This is a genomic window from Rummeliibacillus sp. SL167 (genome assembly GCF_007896505.1).
Taxonomy (GTDB): Bacteria; Bacillota; Bacilli; order Bacillales_A; family Planococcaceae; genus Rummeliibacillus; species Rummeliibacillus suwonensis.
The window spans coordinates 1,720,912-1,735,839 of the sequence record NZ_VCBM01000001.1 but is presented as its reverse complement, the minus strand read 5'-3'; the positions used below and the strand labels follow the sequence as shown (position 1 = coordinate 1,735,839).

Here is a 14,928-nt window from a genome sequence, read left to right as displayed (position 1 = left end):
TTTAATTCGGGAGGGACAAACATGAAATTTCGCGACATAGGAGTATTGGCTGCGGTAATTATGGTTGTTGCAATGCTTATCATCCCTTTACCACCATGGTTGTTAAGCTTTTTAATCATTATCAATATTACGCTAGCATTACTTGTATTGTTAACAGCGATGAATATGAAAGAAGCACTAGAATTTTCAATTTTCCCGTCCCTATTATTAATATTAACATTATTCCGTTTAGGTTTGAATGTCTCGACTACTCGAGCGATTTTAACTGGTGGAGATGCAGGGAATGTTGTAGAAACTTTCGGTACCTTCGTAGTAGGGGGTAATGTACTCGTCGGTCTAGTCGTATTCGTTATTTTAGTGATTATCCAATTTATTGTCATTACAAAAGGGGCAGAGCGGGTTTCAGAAGTAGCCGCACGTTTTACTTTGGATGCAATGCCCGGAAAACAAATGGCGATTGATGCTGATTTGAACGCAGGCCTAATTTCCGAATCTGACGCGAGACTTCGCCGTGAAAAGGTGAGCAACGAAGCCGATTTCTATGGTTCAATGGATGGTGCTACGAAGTTCGTAAAAGGTGATGCGATTGCCGCAATGATTATTGTGGTGATTAACTTAATCGTTGGTTTAATCATTGGTATCGTGCAAATGGATATGGATTTCTCTGATGCAGTTCATTTGTTTACTACATTGACGGTTGGGGATGGTCTTGTATCGCAAATCCCGGCGTTACTTATTTCGACTGCTACAGGTATTGTTGTAACACGAGCTGCATCTGATGGAAATTTAAGTACAGACATTACGAGTCAGCTATTTGCGAATCCAATGTTAATTTACATAGCGGCAGGAACAGTATTCATACTTGGAGTTGTAACACCTATCAAGTTTATATATACAGTTCCAATCGCCGCAATATTGGCAATTGTGGCATATCGTATGAGCCATGCAGCAAAAGAGGATTTAGAAGAACTTGAACAAATAGAAGAGGTTGAAACAACTGATAATTTGAAAAGCCCAGAAAATGTTGTCAATTTACTGAATGTGGATCCAATCGAATTTGAATTTGGTTACGGATTAATTCCATTAGTAGATGCAACACAAGGTGGGGACCTGCTGGATCGTGTCGTGATGATACGCCGTCAGCTGGCACTCGAATTGGGGATTGTGATACCTGTTGTTCGAATTCGAGATAATATTCAATTACAACCAAATGAATATCGTATTAAGATTAAGGGAAATGAGTTAGCACATGGTGAATTATTACTTGATCATTATTTAGCAATGAGCCCAGGTGATGATGATTCAATAGAAGGTATTGATACTGTAGAACCATCTTTCGGTTTACCAGCAAAATGGATTACTGAGCAAGTAAAAGAAGAAGCAGAGATGCTCGGATATACAGTTGTCGACCCACCAAGCGTTGTTTCGACTCATTTAACAGAAATTATTCGTGCAAATGCATCTGAACTATTAGGTCGTCAAGAAACAAAACAGCTAATCGATCACTTAAAAGAAACGGCACCAATATTAGTGGAAGAATTGACACCAACCCCATTATCAATTGGTGAAATTCAAAAAGTATTGGCAAAATTGCTGAAAGAAAATGTTTCCGTTCGAAACTTAACGGTTATTTTTGAAACATTAGCGGACTATTCGAAACTAACTTCTGATATTGATGTTTTGACTGAGTATGTTCGTCAATCATTAGCACGTCAAATTACGACACAATATGCTGGTGGACAAACAGAGTTGAAAGTATTAACTGTCTCTGCAAAGGTAGAAAAAATAATTGCTGATAGTATTCAACAAACGGATCACGGAAATTATTTAGCGATGGATCCGAATGATTCTCAGAAGATTTTAGAATCGATTGCAAAAGAGGTAGAGCGTATTGCATTATTTGAACAGTCACCGGTTATTTTATGTTCACCAGCTGTTCGAATGTATTTAAGACAATTAACAGAAAGATACTTCCCACAAATTCCGATTCTTTCGTATAATGAATTAGAATCATCTATTGAGATTCAAAGTGTTGGGGTGGTGAACGTTGAATGAAGATGAAAAAATACACAGCATCATCCATGCCGGCTGCGATGAAAAAAGTTCAAGCAGATTTAGGTGATGATGCGATTATCACAAGCTCAAAAGTTGTATATTCTAAAGGCTTTTTAGGCATGTTCAAAAAGAAAAGCTTTGAGGTAATAGCAGGAATTGAACGGGCAGATATAAAAGAACCGGCGTTTTCTTCAAAGACCGTACAGCAATCAGCGATGTTCGAGTCACAAGTTTCAGAAGATTCGTCAAAAGTGATCAAACAAGAGCTAGCAGATTTAAAGAAATTGATGAAATCAATGCAAAGTCAATCTGCTAGCATACAATATCCAGATGAACTATCAACTGTTATTAAGCAATTAGAGCATCAGGAGATCAATCCCCAGCTCATCACACAAATAAGTGATGAGCTCTTTACAATTGTGAAAAACAGTAAGGCTAATCTAACACCGCAGGAAGTACAAGCGTTAGCCCAAAAACAACTCGCTCATTTGCTGGAAGGACTACCTTTTGGTGGTATTTCATATGAAAAGAAATATATTAATGTATTAGGACCAACCGGCGTTGGTAAAACGACTACCATTGCAAAAATGGCAGCGCATGCCGTCTTGAAAAAGAAAAAGAAAATAGGTTTTATCACCACAGATACGTATCGGATCGCTGCAATTGAACAACTCAAAACTTATGCAAATCTGTTACAAGCACCAGTAGAAATTGTATACGACAAAGAAGATTATGAAAGGGCTCTATTAAAATTTGAGCGACTGGATTTAATTTTTATCGATACAGCTGGACGAAATTATAAAGAAATAAAATATATAAAAGATTTGCAACAATTAATTGACGTTGAAAATAATGTTGAAAATTACTTGGTTTTATCTATGACAGCAAAAGAACGTGATATGGCAACGATTATCGAACAATTTTTAGCGTTTTCAGTGGAAAAATTAATATTTACGAAGGTAGATGAAACAAATACTATTGGCTCAATGATCAATTTAATGGTTAAATATAAGAAGGGACTTGCTTACTATACGGATGGTCAGGAAGTACCAGAAGATATTGAGGAAGCTTCTATGAAGAATGTTATAGAATTACTTTTTCAGGGAGATAACAAATGAGAGATCAGGCTGAATCATTAAGAATGAAAATGCAACAAAAAGGTCTTGGAAAATCAATCGCTGTAGTTAGTGGAAAAGGTGGGGTCGGAAAAAGCAATTTTACAACAAATTTTTCGAATATTTTAGCTACCTATGATAAAAAGGTAATTATTGTCGATATGGATATTGGAATGGGCAATATTCACATTCTATTAGGTAAAGGATCACGGAATAGTTTAAAAGATTATTTGCAAGGAGAAGCATCATTAGAACAAGTCATTTTTGAAGGATCTAATGGTTTGCATTATATTTCAGGTGGTACAGGACTTGCAGGATTGTTAGAATGGACAGAATTAATGTTTGATCGCTTGATCGCAGCATTTGAAAGCTTACAAACTACATACGATTACATTTTATTCGATATGGGAGCAGGTGCTACCAATTGGTCACTCGATCTATTAGTTGCTGTTGATGATATTATCGTTGTTGCAACAACTGAGCCAACATCCATAACGGATGCTTATTCCATGATGAAATATATCCATTACAAAGATAGAGAAAAAAATTTTTATTTACTTTGTAATAGGGTTTTAACAAGGGAAGAAGGCACCGATACATTGAATAGATTGAAGCAAACGATGTCGCGCTTTCTATCGAAAGATGTGACTATTTTAGGCTCTCTTCCTGAAGATAAGTTAGTTCGTCAAGCGGTAAAAAGGCAAGTACCTTTTTCTGTATTATATCCGAATGCTCCCATTACAAAGACGTTAAAAGAAATAACTTATAGATATATGAAAGGGAATATTCAAGAAGTGGTTGTACCAAATCCATCGAATAAGTTTATTTCAAAGTTAAGAAGTATTTTTTCGAAAGGAAGTGATTAGTTGTCTATAAATCAACCAAAAAAACTGTTAATAGTGGATGATTCAGCATTCATGAGGAAAATGATTTCTGATTTTTTCGCGGATCATCCAAATATTCAAGTTGTGGGTACAGCACGGAATGGAAAAGATGCGATTAAGAAAATTCACATGCTTAAACCAGATGTTGTAACAATGGATGTGGAAATGCCAGAGATGAATGGTCTCGAAGCATTAAAAGTAATTATGAGGGAATGTCCAGTTCCTGTCGTTATGCTATCAAGCACAACAAAAATTGGCGCCAAGATCACTTTAGAAGCAATGGCAAGCGGCGCAGTCGATTTTATTGCAAAGCCAAGTGGATCGATTTCGCTAGATTTAGATAAGATTCAAAATGATGTTATACGAATTGTCGAAAATGCGGCGACCGTACATGTATCGAAATTACGATATGCAGAACATGTGGTTAAGAAAAAGACAACTACGCCAAAAAATCCAATAGAAAAAGTATCGACTCTTTCTAAAGATAGCATTCAAGATAAAGATCATCCTTTAAAAGAAGATCATAAAAATCCAAAAGTAAATTGGAACTTGCATTCTAAGAAAATGATTCTGATAGGTACTTCTACTGGAGGACCTAGAGCATTGCAAGAAGTGATTACGCGCTTACCCCAGAATATCCCAGCACCTATATTGATTGTGCAGCATATGCCAGCAGGTTTTACAAAATCTTTGGCAAGCCGATTAGATCACTTGTCAAAAATCACTGTAAAAGAAGCTGAGCAAGGTGATCTATTGCAAGAAGGTGTTGCTTATATTGCTCCAGGAGATTTTCATATGCGTATTCGCAAGGTAGGAATGTCCTATCATATTGAATTAGATAAGACAGAGCCACCACGAGGAGGGCATAGACCTTCAGTAGATGTTATGTTTGAAGATAACAGTCAATATAATGATTTTGATAAAATAGCTGTCATTATGACAGGTATGGGATCAGATGGAACAAAAGGATTACAGGCTTTGAAAAAGAAAGGAAATGTCATTGCTATTGCTGAATCGGCAAATACAAGCGTTGTTTATGGGATGCCAAAATCAGCATACGCAACAGGATTAGTTGACGAAGTTGCAGATGTTGATGATATTTCAAAAATTATTATGAAATATTTGCCTTAAAGGGGGGCTTTTAATGGATACAAATCAATATTTAGATGTCTTTTTAGATGAAAGTAGAGAACATCTTCAATCTTGTAATGAAAACTTATTAGTATTGGAACAAAATCCACATGATTTAGCAATTGTCAATGAAATATTCCGGAATGCGCATACTTTAAAAGGTATGTCAGCTACTATGGGATTCGAAGATCTAGCCGATTTAACACATAAAATGGAAAATGTTTTGGATGCGATTCGTAATGAAAAAATCACGGTGAATTCAGATATTTTAGATGTTGTATTTGAATCCGCCGATCATTTGGAAGCTATGATCGATGATATTGCAAATGGTGGAGATGGTAAACGTGATGTTTCAGCAACGGTTGCTAAACTAAAACGCATCGAAAATGGTGAACCCATTAATGATGCAAATGATACAGCATCACAAGAAACTGCAACAGCCGAATCTACTGCAACTGCTGATTCTTTAGAATATGATGAGTTTGAGTTAACAGTCATTGAACAATCTCATGATCAAGGTTTCAATACCTATGAAATTGCCGTACAACTTCGTGAGGATTGTTTATTAAAAGCTGCACGAGTTTATATGGTATTTGACATTTTGGAAAAACTAGGAGATGTCATCAAATCATCACCAACTGTTGAACAATTAGAAGAAGAACAATTCGATAATGACTTTTATGTAGCATTAGTAACGAAAGATCCTGCAGATGACGTACAAAAGAAACTTTTAAAAGTTTCTGAAGTTGAAAAAGTAACTGTTAAACCAATTGATTATGAATCACTTGTACGCCATGAAGTAGCAGTAACTGTAGAAGAAACAAAACCTGTTCAATCTGCTGGGGAAAAAGCGGCGCAAAAAGATGTAAAACCAGCAGCTAAAAAATCAGCTGCTAAAAAAACTCCTGCAAAGAAAATCACTCATGCAAGCAGCAAGACAATACGTGTCAACATAGAACGATTAGATATTTTAATGAATCTCTTTGAAGAACTTGTAATTGATCGAGGACGCTTGCAATCTATTGCAACAGAATTGAATCATAGTGAATTGAATGAAACGGTCGAAAGAATGTCACGTGTTTCAGGTGATTTACAAAATATCATTTTAACGATGCGTATGGTTCCTGTAGAAACTGTTTTCAACCGTTTCCCAAAAATGGTCCGTCAATTGACACGCGACTTACACAAAAAAGTAAATTTAGAAATCGTCGGTGCAGAAACAGAACTAGATCGAACAGTTATTGATGAATTAGGAGATCCACTTGTCCATCTTATTCGAAATGCGCTAGATCATGGTGTTGAAAGTCCAGAAGTACGAAAAGCAGCTGGAAAACCTGAAGAGGGTAATGTGGTATTACGCGCTTACCATAGCGGAAACCATGTGTTCATCGAAATTGAAGATGATGGTGCCGGCATTAATCGAGAGAAAGTATTAGAAAAGGCGATTTCTAAAGGGATAGTTACAACAGAAGCAGCCGAATCCATGACTGACAATCAAGTAAATGAATTGATTTTGGCTTCAGGTTTCTCTACAGCGGATGTTATTTCTGATATATCTGGACGAGGTGTAGGGCTCGATGTTGTCAAATCTACCATTGAATCATTAGGTGGTAACATCACAATCGAATCTACTGAAGGAAAAGGTTCCTTATTCTCTGTCCAATTGCCACTAACATTATCTATTATTTCTGTTATGTTGGTAGAAATCGAGAAAGAAATCTATGCGATTCCATTATCATCAATTATTGAAACATCTATCATACGTAATTCAGACATTTTGAATGCGCATAATCAAAAAGTGATCGATTTCCGTGGAAAAGTTGTTCCACTTGTATTCCTAGAAGAAATTTTTGAAGTGAATCGTACAGAACCTGTGGAAGATGAATTCCATTCTGTTGTACTTGTTCGAAAAGGTGAAAAAATGGCTGGCTTAGTGGTGGATTCATTTATCGGTCAACAAGAAATTGTCTTAAAATCATTAGGAAACTATTTAACCAATGTATTTGCCATTTCAGGTGCTACTATTCTTGGAAACGGCGAAGTTGCATTAATCATAGATTGTAATTCACTTATTAAATAAAGTAGCAAATAGAAAGAGGTGTTCATAATGGTAAATTCACTAGATGTAGAAAGTGTAAAAGTAATTATATTTCAATTAGGGGATAAAGAATATGCAATCCCTGTTAGTCAAGTGCAGGGGATTGAGAAAACGATGCATATTACACGTGTACCAAAAACACCAAAATACGTTAAAGGTGTGATCAATCTTCGAGGTGTTGTTACGCCAATTATAGACCTTCGAGATCGTTTTAATGTGAAATCATCAGTAGAAGATGAAAATACACGTATTATTATTATTACAGTGGATGAAATGGAAGTAGGATTTATTGTAGATGCCGCGAATGATGTGATGGATATTCCAAAAGCTTCGATTGAACCTCAGCCTGAAGTCGTAGGTTCATACGAAGAAGAGTTTATTTCGGGTGTTGCAAAAGTAGAAAAAAGACTGCTTATATTATTAAACTTAGAAAAAGTTTTAAATACCTTAAAATAAAGAAAGGTAAAGGTCCAATGTATAATAGGATTACGTCTTTACATTTAGATGTTTTAAAGGAAATTGGTAATATAGGGGCTGCTCACGCTGCTACAGCCCTTTCTGGATTACTCAATACGAAAATTGATATGCACGTCCCAAAGGTAGAGATGGTTTCATTTAATGAAATGATGGACTTTGTTGGAGGAGCGGAAAGTGTTGTCGTAGGGATTTATCTTCGAATTGAAGGAGATGCCAAAGGAGGAATGTTTTTTATCCTCTCAGTAGAACAGGCAAATCATTTTATCAGAAAGTTAATCCATGATGACTCATTCGATTTTAGAAACCCTCCTGTTTCGGAATTAGGCCTATCTGCCATGCAAGAACTAGGCAATATACTTTCGGGATCATATTTATCAGCATTATCCGATTTCACTGGGTTGAAGATTTATCCAACTCCACCTGGCTTAACTGTTGATATGTTTGGGGCAATTATTAGCTTTGGTCTTGTCGAAGTTTCCAAAATTGGTGATCAAGTAATTGTAATTGATACAACTATTTATGAAGAACATATGGGTGATTCAGAAACAGTTCGAGGGCATTTTTTCTTACTTCCTGATCCAGATTCTTTTCAATCTATTTTTAAAGCTTTAGGGGTTTCTTAATATGTTTCTAAATAGCACAACTGTTATAAAAGTAGGAATTGCCCAAATGGATATTGCAAAATCACCAAATTCAATAAGAACATCAGGATTAGGTTCATGTGTAGGAGTCATCCTTTATGATGAATCGAAGAAAGTGGCAGGGCTAGTTCATGTGATGTTGCCAGATTCAAAATTAGGTCGTGGAGATACCATAAATGTAGCAAAATTTGCTGATACGGGGATCCCTGCAATGGTTGATCAATTGAAGCAGGAAGGTGCTCAATTGTTTAAATTAAAAGCAAAAATTGCAGGGGGAGCTCAAATGTTCCAGTTTACTTCGAGTCGAGATTCAATGCGTATCGGTCCTAGAAATGTGGAAGCGGTCAAACAACAATTGACAAATCTTTCAATACCAATTGTTGCGGAGGATACCGGTGGAAGTAGTGGACGTACGATCGAGTTTGATACGACCACTTCCATTTTACATATTCGTACAGTAAACCAAGGGGTGAAAGAAATATAATGGTTGGCTCATTTTTATATAATTGTTGGGCAGCGGTAATCGCTTTTACAATCTATTTTTTGATGACATTTCGATCATTCAATTCGCCAACAAGCATCATTATTAAAGCATTTATTGCTGCTATTATTGTGTTTTTTTTAACATATTTGGTTCGCTTTATTATTGCATTTGTCTTGTATACTCCTCCAGAGGAATCATCGCAAGACGGGGAAGAATTAGAGGGACAGTCTGAAAGTGAAGCTGAAGAACAATCAGAAAATGATAAGGCTTCTGAGGAACTTAGTGACGATCAGGCGCAGAAATTAGCGAAAACTGTAAAAACAATGATGTCAAATGACGAATAATTTCGAAAGGGAGCTGAATTTGGCTCCCTTTATTAGTAACGATTTGATATAATTAACTTGAAATTTAGAAAACATAACGAGGAGGATTCGATGATGCAACCAACTTCAAAAGAAGAACAAAAGCTTTGGCAAAGATGGGCAGCTGACCGTGATCCTCGTGCAGGAGATTTGTTAATAAAAAGATATACGCCGCTCGTCTCTTACCACGTACAACGTATTAGTACAAGCTTACCCAAAAATGTATCGAGAGATGAATTGACAAGCCTTGGCATGATGGGATTATTCGATGCACTTAATAAATTTGATATATCAAGAGATTTAAAGTTTGATACATATGCTTCTTTCAGAGTTCGAGGCGCAATAATCGATGGACTTCGAAAGGAAGATTGGTTGCCTCGATCTGCGAGAGAAAAATCAAAAAAGTTAGAAGTGCAAATTGAAATGATGGAGCAACAATTGCAACGTCATGTTACACCAATAGAAGTAGCGAGAGAATTAGGGGTAAGTGTAGAAGATGTATATCAAACTGTGCAAGAACATTTTATGTCTAATATATTATCAATGGATGAGCATTCTTCAGAGCCAGATGATTCAGAGGGAAAATCTTTTGTGATAAGAGATGAACAAGTCCGAACACCTGAGCAAGAAATTATACGAACGGAATTATTCGATGATTTGGTGGAGAATATCAAAAAGTTAAACGATAAAGAACAACAAGTGTTGAGTTTGTTTTATTCAGAAGAGTTGACTTTAACTGAGATTGGAGAAATGCTGCATTTATCAACATCTCGAATCTCTCAAATACATTCAAAAGCTCTCTTTAAATTACGAAGTTTACTAGTAAACGAGATGGAAAATGTATAGCTTTTATCCCGCTTTAACGGGCAGTAAGACCCCATCCCAAGGTTCAGAGAGAAACGAAAAAGATAGATGGGGGATCAACTGCCGCATGTGTCCGATTGGTTCGGATGGGCAAGATGTTGGTCACTCAGATGTTGTCAAAGGACGTGGCGCTTTTAACGTGAGTTCCTCTAGTAAAACCACACTGATAGAGTTTCACTTTATCTAGAGATAGTTAAGGATGATGAAATAGGGCCGATTTAGTAGTTGTGAAAACATTCTCCGAAAGCAGTAAAATAGCTGATCCATAGGAGGTATAAGATATGAGCTTAAAAGGTGTAGAGTTACAAATAGCCTTACCCAAAACGTTTGAGGCAGGAAAAGTAGCAGAACAGGAACAGCAACATGTGAATGCCGGTCAGGAATTAGCTAATGTGGCATTGCAAAAACAGACAGAGCGAAATAGGACAGCTGTTTTGAAATCCGATAAAGCTGCTCAAATCAACGAAGATGATCCAACTAATAAAAAAGAAAATGAGCAACAACACAAGCAAAAAAAAGAACAGAAATCTTCTTCAGATGAGCAGGTACAACATCCTTTTAAAGGACATTTTATCGATTTTAGCGGATAGGAGTTATCACATGATTGCAATAATGTTGGTGTTTTTATTTATAGGGCAAATATTAAGTTTTTACTTTATCATTTTACTTTATACGAAGATCTCCAGATTGAAAGATGTTGAAAAGAGTCAAGCCAGATTGAAAGATGAAATGGATAATGCAATAGGAGCTTATTTAGCAGAAATGCGCGATGAAAATGACCGTCTCATAAAAGAATTGGCATTGATGAATAAAAAAAGTTTAGAAGACAAGACTGATCGTGAGCATTCTCCCCAAAATAGTGAAAATGGAGAACATTCAGCCTCCTCTGAAGAAATCATCAAACCAACTTTTAATATGCCAAGAAGAATTGTAACAAAGGCATACCAAAATAGTTCTGCATCGATGTCGGCAACAACTACTTCTATACAAACAGCAGCAGAAACGGCAAAGGATTCTGTTGATTCTGAAGTGACATTGACGTTTGAGGAACAAATTCAAGAATTATATCGAAATGGGAAAAGTATTGATGAAATAGCGAGATTGCTGCAAAAGGGCAAGACTGAGATCGAATTATTATTAAAATTCCAGCACTAAAGTAGTTGCAGATAATAGGTCATTATGATATATTATCAAATGGTGTTACATTACACACGCATTCGGATGTAAGGAGAAGGTGCTCGTTTCGAGTTACTCCTACAGATGATGAATGCGGAGGACAAAAAACCATATCAGGAGGAATACAAATGTCAGTAATTTCAATGAAACAATTACTAGAAGCTGGTGTACATTTTGGTCACCAAACTCGCCGTTGGAATCCAAAAATGAAAAAATACATTTTTGTTGAACGTAACGGTATCTATATTATCGATTTACAAAAAACAGTTAAAAAATTAGAAGAAGCTTACGACTTTATGCGTCAAGTTGGCGAAGATGGTGGTAAAGTTCTTTTTGTTGGTACTAAAAAACAAGCTCAAGAAGCCATTAAAGAAGAAGCAGAACGTTCAGGCAACTACTATATTAACCAACGTTGGTTAGGTGGTACGCTTACTAACTTCGGTACAATTCAAAAACGTGTTGCACGTTTGAAAGAAATCGAAAAAATGGAAGAAGACGGGACTTTTGAAGTTCTACCTAAAAAAGAAGTTGTTCAATTGAAAAAGCAACATGACCGTCTTGTTAAATTCTTAGGTGGTATTCGTGATATGCAAAATCTACCAGACGTAATGTTCGTTGTAGATCCACGCAAAGAACGTATCGCAGTAGCAGAAGCTCGCAAACTAAACATCCCATTAGTAGCAATGGTTGATACAAACTGTGATCCAGATGAAATCGACTATGTTATTCCATCAAATGACGATGCTATTCGTGCTGTTAAGTTAATCACTTCTAAAATGGCAGATGCTTTGATCGAATCTAAACAAGGTGAAGAAGAAGCAGCAGTTCCAGCTGAAGAGGTTGCAGCTGAGTAATTTCTGATTTGGAAACAGGTGATAAGCGGCTAAACCCTCTTATCACCTTTTTTTGAGAATGATATTAATTTCATATATTAAGGGAGGAACTATCAATGGCAGTAACTGCTAAAATGGTAAAAGAATTACGTGAAAAAACTGGTGCTGGTATGATGGATTGTAAAAAAGCACTTGTAAAAACTGATGGAGATATGGATGCAGCAGTAGATTTCCTACGTGAAAAAGGATTAGCGGCGGCTGGTAAAAAAGCTGATCGTATCGCTGCTGAAGGTACAACTTACATCGAAGTGAAAGGTAATGACGCAGTACTATTAGAAGTAAATGCTGAAACTGACTTCGTTGCAAAAAATGAAGGTTTCCAAACTTTAGTGAAAGAATTAGCTGATCATTTACTAGCAGTTAAACCAGCTAACTTAGAAGAAGCTTTAGAATCTAAAATGGATAATGGCGCAAAAGTTTCTGAACATATTTCTTCAGCAATCGCTACAATCGGAGAAAAAATCACGCTTCGTCGATTCACGATCGCTTCAAAAACTGATGCAGACGCATTTGGCGCTTACTTACACATGGGTGGACGTATTGGCGTATTAGCAGTACTTGAAGGAACTACTGATTCTGATGTGGCAAAAGATGTTGCTATGCATATCGCTGCATTAAATCCTAAATACATCGCTCATGATCAAGTTTCTGAAGAAGAAGTTGCTCATGAACGCAAAGTATTAACTGAACAAGCATTAAACGAAGGCAAACCAGAAAATATTGTTGCTAAAATGGTCGAAGGTCGTTTACGTAAATACTTCGAAGAAATTTGTGTTCTTGATCAAGCATTTGTTAAAAACCCAGATCAAAAAGTTGGTGACTATGTTAAAGCTGCTGGCGCTACACTTACTTCATTCGTACGCTATGAAGTAGGGGAAGGTATTGAAAAACGCGAAGATAACTTTGCAGAAGAAGTAATGAGCCAAGTTAAAGGCAATTAATATTAATTTTGTTGAATAATTAATGTATAAGAGTAGGGAGCACAGCTTATCGTGTTCCCTCTTTTTCGAGAAAAAAGCATGATGATGGAGGTTCCAATGAGTATGCCACAGTATAATAGAGTAGTCATTAAACTGAGTGGAGAAGCTCTTGCTGGAGAAAAAGGCTTTGGCTTATCACCTAAAATTGTGAAATCAGTAGCAGAACAAGTGAAAGAGGTTGTTGATCTAGGAATAGAGGTAGCGTTAGTAGTCGGTGGTGGTAATATTTGGAGAGGTAAAATCGGTGCTGAAATGGGTATGGAACGTGCAAACGCCGACTATATGGGTATGTTAGCAACTGTTATGAATGCATTAGCTCTTCAAGATTCCCTTGAAAATTTAGATGTTCCAACTCGTGTTCAATCATCAATCGTTATGACACAAGTTGCTGAACCGTATATTAGAAGAAAAGCAATACGTCACCTTGAAAAAAAACGTGTTGTGATTTTTGCGGCAGGTACAGGTAACCCCTACTTCTCCACAGATACAACAGCAGCGTTACGTGCGGCTGAAATTAATGCAGATGTCATTTTGATGGCTAAAAATAACGTAGATGGTGTATACTCTGCAGATCCTAAAACAAATACAGATGCGGTAAAATATGATAGTCTAACATACTTAGAAGTAATCCAACAAGGATTGCAGGTTATGGATTCAACAGCATCCACATTATGTATGGATAACGACATTCCATTAATCGTATTTTCTATTATGGAAAATGGAAATATCAAACGCGCTGTATTAGGCGAAACTATCGGAACAGTGGTTAGGAGGAATTCATAATGTCACAAGAAGTTATCACAAAAGCTGAAGAAAAAATGACGAAGGCAATTCAAGTATTTACTCGAGCATTAGCAACAATTCGTGCTGGGCGCGCTAACGCCTCATTGCTAGACCATGTGAGCGTTGAATATTATGGTGCTCCAACACCTATTAAACAATTGGCTGGGATTACAATTCCAGAAGCACGGCTATTAGTTATTCAACCATATGATAAAACCGCTTTGGGAGATATCGAAAAAGCGTTGTTAAAATCAGATATTGGTATTACGCCAACAAATGATGGTAACGTCATTCGTTTAGCAATTCCCGCATTAACGGAAGAACGTCGTAAAGAGCTAGTGAAACAGGTGAAAAAAGAGGCTGAAGAAGCAAAAGTGGCTGTTCGAAATGTTCGTCGTGATGCAAATGATGAATTTAAAAAGCTAGAAAAAAGTGGAGAAATCACAGAAGACGATTTACGCGGATTTTCAGATGACATTCAAAAACTAACAGATACGAATATTGTTAAAGTTGACCAAATCGCAAAAGAAAAAGAAAACGAAATTATGTCTGTCTAACTATATTAGCAGGAGCCTTCATTTTTCTTGGTAATAAGATGAATATAAAGTGAAACTTCATCCAGTGAGGGTTTTCTTGAGTCTATATTGGGTGTTCAATTGAACCAATCAGACTTTTATAAAAGTGGGACCCACTCTTTGATTTTTTTAAATCTTGGGGTAGGGGGGTTACTGCTTGTTTATACAGGATAAGATTTTCCTCTTTTAGAAGTTATCCAGACATTCGTTATTTGTTCTGTGAATGTTCAGGATATGCATTGTGCAGTTATAGTTCCATTTTTATTCTGCGTTAATGGGCAGTAAAACCCCGCTGCTGGAAGCTTTACTTTATTACGCTTAAGAAGACGTAATTGGTTTTTTAGAACCTTGTGTTTTATAAGACGTCCTATAACTACAGGGACGTCTTTTTTATCTTCATTCAGGAAGTC

Annotated in this window: 16 protein-coding genes; all 16 read left to right on the top strand. The window is 36.6% G+C overall.

The features are described 5' to 3' along the window. Nucleotides 1–21: 21 nt before the first annotated feature. The 16 genes from flhA to frr all read left to right on the top strand — a co-directional run bounded on the left by flhA (nucleotide 22) and on the right by frr (nucleotide 14,500). Nucleotides 22–2,055, top strand: a complete 2,034-nt coding sequence (gene flhA / locus FEZ13_RS07795; protein ID WP_146552110.1) for a flagellar biosynthesis protein FlhA — start codon at nucleotides 22–24, stop codon at nucleotides 2,053–2,055. After that, nucleotides 2,052–3,173: a flagellar biosynthesis GTPase FlhF gene (gene flhF, locus FEZ13_RS07790; protein WP_146552109.1), complete on the top strand. Its 1,122-nt coding sequence runs from the start codon at nucleotides 2,052–2,054 to the stop codon at nucleotides 3,171–3,173. The genes flhA and flhF overlap by 4 nt, the downstream gene beginning before the upstream one ends. Further along, entirely contained in the window at nucleotides 3,170–4,036 is an 867-nt protein-coding gene (locus tag FEZ13_RS07785) for a MinD/ParA family protein (protein WP_146552108.1), read from the top strand. Before flhF ends, FEZ13_RS07785 begins: the two co-directional genes overlap by 4 nt. After that, a complete protein-coding gene (locus FEZ13_RS07780) occupies nucleotides 4,037–5,185 on the top strand; it encodes a protein-glutamate methylesterase/protein-glutamine glutaminase (RefSeq protein WP_370467644.1) in 1,149 nt (382 codons plus the stop codon). A gap of 13 nt (nucleotides 5,186–5,198) precedes the next feature. Further along, nucleotides 5,199–7,265, top strand: a complete 2,067-nt coding sequence (locus FEZ13_RS07775; protein WP_146552107.1) for a chemotaxis protein CheA — start codon at nucleotides 5,199–5,201, stop codon at nucleotides 7,263–7,265. A 27-nt stretch (nucleotides 7,266–7,292) separates the two neighbouring features. Next, the gene (locus FEZ13_RS07770; RefSeq protein ID WP_146549344.1) at nucleotides 7,293–7,739 is read left to right on the top strand and encodes a chemotaxis protein CheW; all 447 of its coding nucleotides are present in this window, start codon (nucleotides 7,293–7,295) and stop codon (nucleotides 7,737–7,739) included. Nucleotides 7,740–7,756: 17 nt separating this feature from the next. Then, nucleotides 7,757–8,383, top strand: coding sequence for a chemotaxis protein CheC (locus tag FEZ13_RS07765; RefSeq protein ID WP_146549343.1), 627 nt, complete (start codon nucleotides 7,757–7,759; stop codon nucleotides 8,381–8,383). 1 nt (nucleotide 8,384) lies between these two features. Continuing rightward, the gene (locus FEZ13_RS07760) at nucleotides 8,385–8,885 is read left to right on the top strand and encodes a chemotaxis protein CheD (protein ID WP_146552106.1); all 501 of its coding nucleotides are present in this window, start codon (nucleotides 8,385–8,387) and stop codon (nucleotides 8,883–8,885) included. Next, entirely contained in the window at nucleotides 8,885–9,229 is a 345-nt protein-coding gene (locus tag FEZ13_RS07755; protein WP_146552105.1) for a hypothetical protein, read from the top strand. The genes FEZ13_RS07760 and FEZ13_RS07755 overlap by 1 nt, the downstream gene beginning before the upstream one ends. A gap of 90 nt (nucleotides 9,230–9,319) precedes the next feature. Further along, entirely contained in the window at nucleotides 9,320–10,093 is a 774-nt protein-coding gene (locus tag FEZ13_RS07750; protein ID WP_146549340.1) for a FliA/WhiG family RNA polymerase sigma factor, read from the top strand. 299 nt (nucleotides 10,094–10,392) lie between these two features. Beyond that, nucleotides 10,393–10,701 carry a hypothetical protein gene (locus FEZ13_RS07745; RefSeq protein ID WP_146549339.1) on the top strand — a complete coding sequence of 103 codons (309 nt, stop codon included), beginning with the start codon at nucleotides 10,393–10,395 and terminating at the stop codon, nucleotides 10,699–10,701. Between the two features lie 10 nt (nucleotides 10,702–10,711). Continuing rightward, entirely contained in the window at nucleotides 10,712–11,266 is a 555-nt protein-coding gene (locus FEZ13_RS07740; protein ID WP_146552104.1) for a hypothetical protein, read from the top strand. Between the two features lie 149 nt (nucleotides 11,267–11,415). Beyond that, nucleotides 11,416–12,141, top strand: a complete 726-nt coding sequence (rpsB, locus tag FEZ13_RS07735) for a 30S ribosomal protein S2 (RefSeq protein WP_146549337.1) — start codon at nucleotides 11,416–11,418, stop codon at nucleotides 12,139–12,141. Between the two features lie 95 nt (nucleotides 12,142–12,236). After that, nucleotides 12,237–13,121 (top strand): translation elongation factor Ts, encoded by an 885-nt coding sequence (gene tsf, locus FEZ13_RS07730; RefSeq protein WP_146549336.1) that lies wholly within the window; start codon nucleotides 12,237–12,239, stop codon nucleotides 13,119–13,121. A gap of 96 nt (nucleotides 13,122–13,217) precedes the next feature. After that, the gene (gene pyrH / locus FEZ13_RS07725) at nucleotides 13,218–13,943 is read left to right on the top strand and encodes a UMP kinase (protein WP_222433419.1); all 726 of its coding nucleotides are present in this window, start codon (nucleotides 13,218–13,220) and stop codon (nucleotides 13,941–13,943) included. After that, nucleotides 13,943–14,500: a ribosome recycling factor gene (gene frr / locus FEZ13_RS07720; RefSeq protein ID WP_146552103.1), complete on the top strand. Its 558-nt coding sequence runs from the start codon at nucleotides 13,943–13,945 to the stop codon at nucleotides 14,498–14,500. The genes pyrH and frr overlap by 1 nt, the downstream gene beginning before the upstream one ends. Nucleotides 14,501–14,928 lie beyond the last annotated feature (428 nt).

Coding starts and splice junctions, on each gene's coding strand:
- flhA (WP_146552110.1), top strand. CDS start 22: ATGAAATTTCGCGACATAGGAGTATTGGCTGCGGTAATTATGGTTGTT.
- flhF (WP_146552109.1), top strand. CDS start 2,052: ATGAAGATGAAAAAATACACAGCATCATCCATGCCGGCTGCGATGAAA.
- FEZ13_RS07785 (WP_146552108.1), top strand. CDS start 3,170: ATGAGAGATCAGGCTGAATCATTAAGAATGAAAATGCAACAAAAAGGT.
- FEZ13_RS07775 (WP_146552107.1), top strand. CDS start 5,199: ATGGATACAAATCAATATTTAGATGTCTTTTTAGATGAAAGTAGAGAA.
- FEZ13_RS07770 (WP_146549344.1), top strand. CDS start 7,293: ATGGTAAATTCACTAGATGTAGAAAGTGTAAAAGTAATTATATTTCAA.
- FEZ13_RS07765 (WP_146549343.1), top strand. CDS start 7,757: ATGTATAATAGGATTACGTCTTTACATTTAGATGTTTTAAAGGAAATT.
- FEZ13_RS07760 (WP_146552106.1), top strand. CDS start 8,385: ATGTTTCTAAATAGCACAACTGTTATAAAAGTAGGAATTGCCCAAATG.
- FEZ13_RS07755 (WP_146552105.1), top strand. CDS start 8,885: ATGGTTGGCTCATTTTTATATAATTGTTGGGCAGCGGTAATCGCTTTT.
- FEZ13_RS07750 (WP_146549340.1), top strand. CDS start 9,320: ATGATGCAACCAACTTCAAAAGAAGAACAAAAGCTTTGGCAAAGATGG.
- FEZ13_RS07745 (WP_146549339.1), top strand. CDS start 10,393: ATGAGCTTAAAAGGTGTAGAGTTACAAATAGCCTTACCCAAAACGTTT.
- FEZ13_RS07740 (WP_146552104.1), top strand. CDS start 10,712: ATGATTGCAATAATGTTGGTGTTTTTATTTATAGGGCAAATATTAAGT.
- rpsB (WP_146549337.1), top strand. CDS start 11,416: ATGTCAGTAATTTCAATGAAACAATTACTAGAAGCTGGTGTACATTTT.
- tsf (WP_146549336.1), top strand. CDS start 12,237: ATGGCAGTAACTGCTAAAATGGTAAAAGAATTACGTGAAAAAACTGGT.
- pyrH (WP_222433419.1), top strand. CDS start 13,218: ATGAGTATGCCACAGTATAATAGAGTAGTCATTAAACTGAGTGGAGAA.
- frr (WP_146552103.1), top strand. CDS start 13,943: ATGTCACAAGAAGTTATCACAAAAGCTGAAGAAAAAATGACGAAGGCA.